The sequence below is a fragment of the Nostoc sp. NMS7 genome (genome assembly GCF_017115085.1).
In the GTDB taxonomy this organism is placed as follows: domain Bacteria; phylum Cyanobacteriota; class Cyanobacteriia; order Cyanobacteriales; family Nostocaceae; genus Nostoc.
Window position 1 is genome coordinate 24,325 of sequence record NZ_JABXKJ010000226.1, and the last position, 8,920, is coordinate 33,244.

Annotated in this window: 9 protein-coding genes and 3 pseudogenes; 7 read left to right on the forward strand and 5 right to left on the reverse strand. The window is 41.9% G+C overall.

Translation table 11 applies throughout. From position 1 onward, the window contains the following. Positions 1–85: 85 nt before the first annotated feature. Positions 86–424 (reverse strand): annotated as a pseudogene (locus HWQ38_RS27785) (Uma2 family endonuclease); the annotation flags it as partial. A 95-nt stretch (positions 425–519) separates the two neighbouring features. On the opposite strand from HWQ38_RS27785, the gene HWQ38_RS27790 reads away from it, so the two are divergent. Further along, entirely contained in the window at positions 520–1,848 is a 1,329-nt protein-coding gene (locus HWQ38_RS27790) for a hypothetical protein (protein ID WP_292800320.1), read from the forward strand. 157 nt (positions 1,849–2,005) lie between these two features. On the opposite strand, the gene HWQ38_RS27795 is transcribed toward HWQ38_RS27790, so the two are convergent. The 3 genes and pseudogenes from HWQ38_RS27795 to HWQ38_RS27805 all read right to left on the reverse strand — a co-directional run bounded on the left by HWQ38_RS27795 (position 2,006) and on the right by HWQ38_RS27805 (position 4,573). Beyond that, positions 2,006–2,443 (reverse strand): response regulator, encoded by a 438-nt coding sequence (locus tag HWQ38_RS27795; protein WP_292800323.1) that lies wholly within the window; start codon positions 2,441–2,443, stop codon positions 2,006–2,008. A gap of 171 nt (positions 2,444–2,614) precedes the next feature. Continuing rightward, positions 2,615–4,003 (reverse strand): DUF3370 domain-containing protein, encoded by a 1,389-nt coding sequence (locus HWQ38_RS27800; RefSeq protein WP_292800326.1) that lies wholly within the window; start codon positions 4,001–4,003, stop codon positions 2,615–2,617. A gap of 40 nt (positions 4,004–4,043) precedes the next feature. Then, a pseudogene (locus tag HWQ38_RS27805) lies at positions 4,044–4,573 on the reverse strand (peptidase C15). A 58-nt stretch (positions 4,574–4,631) separates the two neighbouring features. On the opposite strand from HWQ38_RS27805, the gene hisH reads away from it, so the two are divergent. Next, the gene (gene hisH / locus HWQ38_RS27810; protein ID WP_292800329.1) at positions 4,632–5,267 is read left to right on the forward strand and encodes an imidazole glycerol phosphate synthase subunit HisH; all 636 of its coding nucleotides are present in this window, start codon (positions 4,632–4,634) and stop codon (positions 5,265–5,267) included. An 84-nt stretch (positions 5,268–5,351) separates the two neighbouring features. Then, entirely contained in the window at positions 5,352–5,942 is a 591-nt protein-coding gene (gene rsmD, locus HWQ38_RS27815; RefSeq protein WP_292800332.1) for a 16S rRNA (guanine(966)-N(2))-methyltransferase RsmD, read from the forward strand. A 96-nt stretch (positions 5,943–6,038) separates the two neighbouring features. Here rsmD and petG read toward each other — a convergent pair whose 3' ends face one another. Next, positions 6,039–6,152 (reverse strand): cytochrome b6-f complex subunit V, encoded by a 114-nt coding sequence (gene petG, locus HWQ38_RS27820; protein ID WP_292800335.1) that lies wholly within the window; start codon positions 6,150–6,152, stop codon positions 6,039–6,041. A 209-nt stretch (positions 6,153–6,361) separates the two neighbouring features. Here petG and HWQ38_RS27825 point away from each other — a divergent pair, with 209 nt between their 5' ends. The 4 genes and pseudogenes from HWQ38_RS27825 to HWQ38_RS27840 form a co-directional block, all read left to right on the forward strand. Next, positions 6,362–6,736: a cytochrome c gene (locus HWQ38_RS27825; RefSeq protein ID WP_292800338.1), complete on the forward strand. Its 375-nt coding sequence runs from the start codon at positions 6,362–6,364 to the stop codon at positions 6,734–6,736. A 542-nt stretch (positions 6,737–7,278) separates the two neighbouring features. Next, positions 7,279–8,073, forward strand: coding sequence for a peptidylprolyl isomerase (locus HWQ38_RS27830; protein WP_292800341.1), 795 nt, complete (start codon positions 7,279–7,281; stop codon positions 8,071–8,073). A 165-nt stretch (positions 8,074–8,238) separates the two neighbouring features. After that, positions 8,239–8,445, forward strand: coding sequence for a helix-turn-helix transcriptional regulator (locus HWQ38_RS27835; RefSeq protein WP_292800344.1), 207 nt, complete (start codon positions 8,239–8,241; stop codon positions 8,443–8,445). A gap of 106 nt (positions 8,446–8,551) precedes the next feature. After that, positions 8,552–8,752 (forward strand): annotated as a pseudogene (locus HWQ38_RS27840) (IS630 family transposase); the annotation flags it as partial. Between the last annotated feature and the right edge of the window lie 168 nt (positions 8,753–8,920).

The window sequence follows — 8,920 nt, forward strand, 5'->3', positions numbered from 1 at the left end:
GCTCTCTAACACGAGACGATTCAAATGACTTTGCGGTATTCAAAAGTAACTTCTCGGCGTGCGGAAAAAGTAGCACAACAAGCGTTTAAGAAAATCCCAGATTATGGGCAGTAAGTAAATCTCCAACAATAATGTGAAAAGCTTCTTGCTCAATACACATTTGTCCATAGAAATCTGCAACAGCACACCGAAAATCTACACTTGTCAGATGAATGATATCTTCTTGTCTATATGGATAAAGTACCCATTGTCTCTCTGGGTTGCGGCGAAAACACTCAACATTTAACCGAGTTTGACTTACAAGTACATATTCCTGAAGTGACTCCATCTGTCGGTAATCAGCAAATTTATCACCTCGGTCAAAGGCTTCTGTTGTCGGAGATAGCACTTCTACAATTAAGCACGGATAACGTAGAAAGTTGTCAGCTAAGTGTGTAGCTCCATAAATCTAGCTATTGCTAGATGCTGCAATTCTCTCAAACGCTATAATCTACATCTGTTACACCGAGAGATTAACTTGTGGATGTCATATTAGAACGATCGCACGAATTGAAACAAGCCTTAGTTGATTTTGTCCTTGATGCTGAAGGCGAACTGGCACAAGCATTGGAAACCTATGCAGCAGCACAGTTGCGCCGGGGAAGTGGGGATAGTACACAGCAGGACTTAATCATCGATAGCTTTTTGACAGCAGGGAAAGTCGGTGATAAGTCACCATTAGAGTTATTTATCGCCAGCCATCCAGATTTGTCAGAGAGCGATCGCAGTCTGATCAACAGTTGGCATCATAGTTTTATTGGCTTATTTGCCATAACTAATATTCTACCTGATGGTTTTGAATTGACGAACTGGTTGACAGATAAATCCTACATCGTCAAGCCAAACAATACTCAAACATTACAGGCAATATCTCGGTTGAAAGTCGGAGAAATCTTGCTAACTCGCATTTCTCCTGTTACCGATAGCTACTGGATGTTTTCTGGCCCCTACACAATAATGGGTAAGTTAGGTAAACCAAAACTTGCTGTAGCAATTGGGAATTTCAAAGAAAACTATAAAAGTAATCTTTACAGCGATGCTCCCGACTTGCTAGAAGAAGCTTGGCAGTCAGTAGGACAATATCATCAGCAGTTTGTGGACTTTTTTGGCACTGATGAAATCACACTACCTGGATACCAGCTTAATAAAAAAATAGCGGAATTTCAAGAAGTAATTACTGAAAAGAACTTTGCAGCAGCAGGAATTGATACTTCTAAATCCTTGGCTGAAGTAGCAGAAGCATCTGGCATCACAGATGAGGAAATCAAAGCAGCAGCAGAAGAATTTGGTGCTGATTCAAATGCAGTTTCTCAAATGTTTAACAGCAAAAGTGGTAATAGCAAAATGGTTATGCCAAAGGTTGATTTACCTGCCGAACTCAAGAAAGCAGAACAGGTAACGGCTCTTTCTCATCCCCGTTGGGGACAAATGTTTTTACCAACATATAGTAAGGTACAAGAAATTTTATCGGCAGAGGACTGGCAAAGTGTTCAAGGTGCTGAAAAACTAGTTCGCTACTACTTGGAAGATAAAAGTATTAATGCCTTTATTTGGCATCGATTAGCGCAACAGTATCCAACTAAATTAGAAAATGTGTTGCAAACACTTTTGCAACGTCCAGAGTTTCACCTTGAAAGTGACTTGAATGCACTTTTACAAGAATTCGACAAACCTATTGAACCAGAATTACCAGACATTGCCAGTGTACCGATACATTTACATAACTTATTTCAAGAAGCTTTAGGAGAAGTTAACAAATCTAAGCCCAAGAGTAAGGAGCAAAAAAAGCCAGGAAAAGGTTTTCAATAAAATTAACAAATATATCCAACATCTCACCCTACCCACTTAGAGTTATATGGTTTCCAAGGTAGAGTCGTTTTTAGGAGTACCCACCAAGCTATGTACTCCTACAAACGCATGGGGTGAAATCAACGTAAAAAACCAGATGAAGACCGGGCATTTATATCTAAAGATCGGTAGATAGCAGGTGAACAATCTCATCTACGATTTCCTCTGGACTCTCAAGCTTGACTAGAAATCGATTAAAGCCAGCATTCAAAGCCTTATGACTTGATACCTCCCGTGTATAAGAAGTGATAGCGATCGCGGGCAACTCTCTTATAGATGGGGTAGAATGCACTCGAATTTGCTCAATTAACCAATTTCCATCATGATGGGGCAACTTTACATTAGAGACCAGAATATCGGGATGAAGCGATTCTACCAAAGCAAGGGCTGCTTCTGCATCGGTTAAAGCCATCACCTCTGCACCTGCTGTTTCTAAAATGAAGATGAGCAAATCTGCTATATCTGGCTCATCCTCTACCAGTAAGATCAGGGTTCCAACAAGCTGCTGAAGCGAATTTAACTCAGTTTCTTGATTGATTTTTTGATTGGTTGTCATGCCGTCCTTTTATTGTCTGCTAAAATCTCCTATTTTTATTGCAACGCATGGAGCGGAATAAGTATTCACCCTAAATGCACAAACTTGGGGTGAAAAGCTTTAGAACAGGCTTTAATTATTTTTTACTAACAGGTAATTGGAGAAAAGCTATAACCCATTACCCATGACTCATTACCGAGTTTGAGCCTGAGTTGAGACTGTTAATACTTGCGGTGGTGTGGCATCGGGCGGATAGAGAAAGTCTACTTCTACTAAGGAGCGATCGCCTGCTTTCATGTTTAATAAAACTAACGGTTCCCCTGGTTGACCTCTCTTTTGCACTAAATGCACAAACTGAGTTTGCGGCTGACCTTGGTCATCCTTGTAACGTACCCGCACCGTTCCTCGGAAGAATACTTGAGGGGCTGGTATAGTCAAAAAGCGTAACCCCGGTTTTCCCAACTGCTCCTCTTTGAGTGGGGTTTGTATGGATACAGTAACAGTTTGAGGACTTTGAGTATTGTTGTATAGCGGCAACTTCAGACTATATTGAATTCCATAGTTGCCATGAGCGCGATATGCGGTATCAGGATAACGCACCAGCATAGTAGCACTTTGAATTTGACCAGTTCCTAACGTACCACCATGCACGGTACTCAGAGCGTAGGAAAACACTTGACCACGCTGGGGAATAGTTAAATACCTTTTTTTGGGATTATCTACTAATAAGGCTCTCCATTGGGAACCACCAGCTACCCCCGCTACACGTCCATAAACTATAGGCTTACCAGTTTGCTCTAGGGGAGTGGGAGTTTTATCCCGTGGACCAGCCAAATCACCATTATCTAGTAAATTTTGCCATTCTTCTAAAGTAGGCGATCGCTCACTACCATCGGGATTCACACGCGCAAACATCGCTAGGCTAGCTGCATAGACAGTGCCATTACTCCACAATCGCATCAATGTAGACCGACCATTCAGAGGTGGTGTCAATCCCTGCACAGGAATTGGCAAATTTAATAACATCCGACTTTGCCCTGCTGGAATCTCAATTTGGGCAGGAAAAATCTCTTGTCGCACTCCCCTAAGCACATCAGACATGACGCGATCGCCAGGACCTGCAAAAACTTTACCTAAAAGATTTTGACTCAAGGATGGTAACTGAATAAATGGTGCATCCGGTTGACTCAAATAACTTGCCGCCTGCCAAATATTTACCTTCACTGCTTCAGAACCAGGGTTATGCAAAATTATTCCCAGATAAAGCGATGTCTCCGACGGGCTACGCCTACGCAAATTTTCTGGTGGTTCCGCCCTAGTAATGTGGTGGGCAAAAATATCAAATCTTCCCCGAAAGGGAAAATTCAAATGCGCCGTTGGCACTTTTTTACCATCTGGTGGAAAAGTCGAAAGTAAAATCCCTTCTTTCAATACCAACTCTGGACTATTACTGTTAAACGTTGGCACTGTATCCAGTTGTCCTGGTAAAGGACGCACTTCTTGTGGTTGCACCACTTCTTCAGGTGGTAGTGTGGCAGGAGTTGTTTGGCCAAGCAGAAAATTTAGTAACAATGGCAACATAAATTAAAATATTTTCTCCACCATACAGACGCCGACAAATTTATGAAAGTGCCAGTTTGTTAATAATTAATACGAAATCTGCAAGTATTCCGCTCAAATTTTCTTGATTAAGAACCGGAACGTGAACAAAGATGCAACACGCCCTGAGTTGTCTCTGACATAGGTAATCCAGCACTGAATAGTAAAGACCTTCTGGTACGTCCGCTACCAGAGACAAATTTACCGCAGTCGTGGCTAATCTCAATTGCTGCTACTCCCGCTACTAATTCCTTTAATAAATCAACTTCTGTCTGTAAAAAACTTTTTTTCCGGCTAGCCCTACTTCCAGACTTAATTTTGTACGGCTTGGAGCCTGGCCACAACAGATGATGTAATCAGGTTGGATTGCATTGATTTTTTGAATTAGCCGCTCACTGGCAAGTTGCACATCTATGGGTAACTGGGGTAAAAAATTAAGTCATGGGGTATCAACTCAAGTTTGGTAACTTCAACTAATAAATCATCATCAGAATTCGACTGTTGATCCTTTAGCCAAATATCAAAAGAAATTAATAGAATTATTTTCTTCATAACAAATATTATTTAGAATAGAAAAACCCTCCATAATAAATTTACAAGGAGCAGGTAAATGCCAGTTATTGCAGTCGTAGATTATGAGATGGGAAATTTGCACTCAGTCTGCAAAGGCTTGGAAAAAGCTGGGGCAACTCCTAATGTTACTTATTCTCCAAAGGAATTAGAGCAGGCAGATGCAATAGTCCTGCCGGGAGTAGGAGCATTTGATCCAGCAGTACAACACCTGCGATCGCGTGGTTTGGAACAACCGATTAAAGAAGCGATCGCATCTGGTAAACCTTTCTTAGGAATTTGTTTAGGATTGCAAATTCTCTTTGAATCAAGTGCAGAAGGTACCCAACCTGGACTGGGAATTATCAAAGGGAAAGTGCGGCGGTTTCGTTCAGAACCTGACATCACTATTCCTCACATGGGTTGGAATCAACTAGAAGTGACTCAGCCAAAAAGTATTTTATGGGAGCATTTACCGTCCGATCCTTGGGTGTATTTTGTCCATTCCTACTATGTTGACCCAATAGACCCGCTAATCCGTGCAGCAACCGTCACCCACGGTACTCAAACCGTCACAGCTGCGATCGCCCATAAAAACCTGATGGCAGTTCAATTTCACCCCGAAAAATCCTCTAATATCGGATTGCAAATCCTGTCTAATTTTGTTGCTCAAGTCCGCGAAAAAATTCCTGCCTAACACTATGTTTGTCATTTCTTCTTTGTCCTTTATCTAAGATTAATAACCAATGACCAATGACTAATGACTAATGACTAATACCCAATGAGCCTGAGAATTTACGGCAATCGCCAGCTAAAAACTTTACCAGGAAAAGAAACTAGACCCACTAGTGCGCGAGTCAGGGAGGCAGTCTTTAATATTTGGCAGGGACAAATTGCAGGTTGCCACTGGCTAGATTTGTGCGCCGGTACAGGTTCAATGGGTGCAGAGGCTTTGTGTAGAGGAGCCAGCTTAGTAGTGGGAATTGAACAATCGAGCCGAGCCTGTGCCACCATCCAACAAAATTGGCAGCAGGTAGCTAATGCCAAGCAAGAATTTCGGGTATTGCGGGGAGATATTACTCAGCAGTTAAAGACCTTATCAGGCAAGCAATTTGATAGAATCTACTTTGATCCACCTTATGCCAGTGGATTGTACCAGCCAGGATTAGAAGCGATCGCTCACTATCAACTTTTAGATCCTAGCGGCGAAATCGCAGTTGAACACGCCTCACAAGGTTGGACACCGCCAGAGATTCCCGCTTGGGAAATTTGCCGCCAGAAAGTTTACGGCAACACATCACTTACTTTCTACAGAATTTGGAGTGAAGGAGCAGGGGGAGATAAGGGAGATGAGGAACAATATAACTCCTAACTCCTGTACAGACGCGATTAATCGCGTCTCTGCCCCTAACTCCTGTACAGACGCGATTAATCGCGTCTCTGCTCCTAACTCCTAACTCAGCAATCCTCATCCCCCCAACTGATTGGGGCGCTTATATTGCTGATAGGCAGCGTAAAACAGTCCGGCGAGGGTGACGAAAACTAGACCAAGGACAATACCTGATAGCAGGGGTTCAACCACTGGAAATCTCCTCTTTGTAATTATTAAATATTCGTTGCCTGTTTTTGATTTTACCAAATTTGGGATGAATCCTGCACCCTACAGCCTTTTTAAGCGCGATCGCCCACAAGAAAATAGTCTTCTGTGCTTGCAGACACAATCAAGAACTTTTAAGCTATGTGTAGGAAATGAAAACTTTTTAGTACACCTAGATTTTCACCGCAAACCTTTTGGATAACCAAATTACCAAACCTGAAATTTTGATTCAGCGCATCGTTTTATTGACGCTGGCTATACTGCTAGCAGTCCCTTTGGGCTTTTTTGGTGTTCAGTTGGTTCAAGCCTCCGATCCATACGTCAAGAGTGTTCTATCCTTAACAGGAAACCCAGTTCAAGGACACGCGATCTTTCAAATTAACTGTGCTGGTTGTCATGGCTTGGAAGCAGATGGGCGAGTGGGACCGAGTTTGCAAGCTGTTTCAAAGCACAAGTCTCGGTATGGACTGATTCATCAAGTGATCAGTGGCGAAACACCGCCAATGCCAAAATTCCAACCTAGTGTCCAAGAAATGGCGGATCTTTTAAACTATTTAGAGTCGTTGTAGACATTAAAATTTTTGGTCGCGGGATACATAAATCCCTCATGGAAAAAGCCAGCATTGGATGTGCTGCCTTTTTCCATCTCTGATAAATTTTAATAAACGACGAGAATTTGTAAATGTCCAAGGCAAGCGCAGGTTGTCACCAGCAGTCCATGTGCGGGGCGCACCTTCAGAATGAAACAAAGGTAGAGTTAGAGTGAGTATTTTTGCTTAACTAAAAACACCTTTGTTTGGAGACGCTTATCTCAAAGCACCCTAGCTGAGTCTGATAACTTCGTCTTCTGGCGTTGCAGTGGCAAGAACTGTCATTAGTCATTTTCCTTTGTCCTTGTCTTTACATCTGGTCGTATTTACGTAGAATCTTTGATAAAAACTCATATAAACTGTATATTTTAAAGTATGTTAGCAAGTCACTATTTAATTAATTATTCCGAAAGTGAGGTTAGCCTACCTAACTCGGTAGGATTAAGACAAAAGCTCCCAGTGAATAGGCTACGGTATAGCTTCTTTGACAAACTAGATATTCTTGAGATGCCCGAAAGCTAATGACTGAAGCGATCCAAATCGGTAATCGTACAATCACAGTTAGTGAACTGATTTCCTTACTGGCAAATTACCAAATGCTCCCACAGTTGCAGCGCGAATTGCTCATCGATGAGGCGATAGAGCAAAACTCACGCTCTGCGAATGTAGCAATATGTACACCTGAGGAAGTAGCCCAAGCTAAACAGCAGTTTTACGCCGAAAAACAGTTCAAAAATGAAGAAGATATCCAGGCTTGGATGGCACATCAAAGGCTAACTCCCGAACAACTGGAAGTTATTACCACTCGGAAGCTGAAAATTGAAAAATTCAAGCAAGCCACTTGGGGTAATAAACTGGAATCTTACTTTTTTCAGTCCAAGGCAAAACTAGACAAAGTAATTTATTCCCTACTGCGAACCCAGGATGTGGGAATTGCCCAAGAACTTTACTTCCGGATTCAGGCAAAAGAAAATTCTTTTGCTGACTTGGCGCGGGAATATTCACTCGGACCAGAAGCCCAAACTGGCGGTTTAGTGGGTCCGATTGAACTGAATGCACTACATCCGGTAATGGTGCAAATGCTCTCTAGCAGTCAACCAGGTCAGATATTGCCCCCTACCCGCATCGCTGACTGGTTTGTGATTTTGCGGCTGGAAAAATTTATCCCAGCACAATTGGATGAATTTATGAAAGTGCGCCTGCTGAATGAACTCTTTGAAGCCTGGCTACAAGAACAGCAAAAGCAAATAATGTCTGCACCACAAGCGGAGGGGGACACGGGACGACAGGGAGAGGGCGATAAACCTTTAACCTAAGCATGGGAGGTGACTCTCATGCTTGGCTTCAAAACCGAAGGTAGCGATCGCTCTATTAGTTTTCCAGGCTGGACGAGCGATCGCTTTTGATGTTGTTCATGTTGTAAGTGCAATGCCACCTGATTAATTATTAAAAGGTGGAATATCACCTTTGTCCAGATAAAAATGCGGCTAGTTAGACTAAAGATTAGAGAACTTGCAGCAAAAAGGATTTGGACAATCAAAGAGGTGGCTGAACGTGCAAAGATAAACTACAACACAGTGAAAAGTTACGCTCGACATCCGGGGATGAATATGGTTTACCTGACTGCTGTTCAAAAATTAGCCCGTGCTTTTTGTGTATCAATTGAAGATTTTATTTATACCAATTGAAGCATAAATTAGGACATAATAGAAATAAATTACCTTAAAAAATCAAATGCCAGCTTCTTATAGTTACGATTTAAGAACTTAACTTATTAATGCGATTGATGACGGAATGAGAAAAACTCAAGCAAGTCGCATCTTTCAAATTAGTCGCAATACAATAGACATCTGGTTAAATAAGAGAAAAGAAACAGGAGATTATCAGGCAAAAGTAGGTTATCAACAAGGATATAACCCGAAAATTAGGGATTTAGAAGAGTTTCAAGGATTTGTTCAGGTAAATAGAAGTAAAACTCAAGCTGAAATGGCAGAAGCCTAGTCAGCAGAGATTCGGGATGCAACGCTACGCGAACAGTGAGCTTCTTTACGAGACGCTCCGCGAACGCTAACGCACTATAAGAAAAGCCTTAAAAAACTAAATTCAGCAATAACAAAAGCCTCCTCAAATGATGATGAGGAGGCTTGAGTAGAATAATGAATC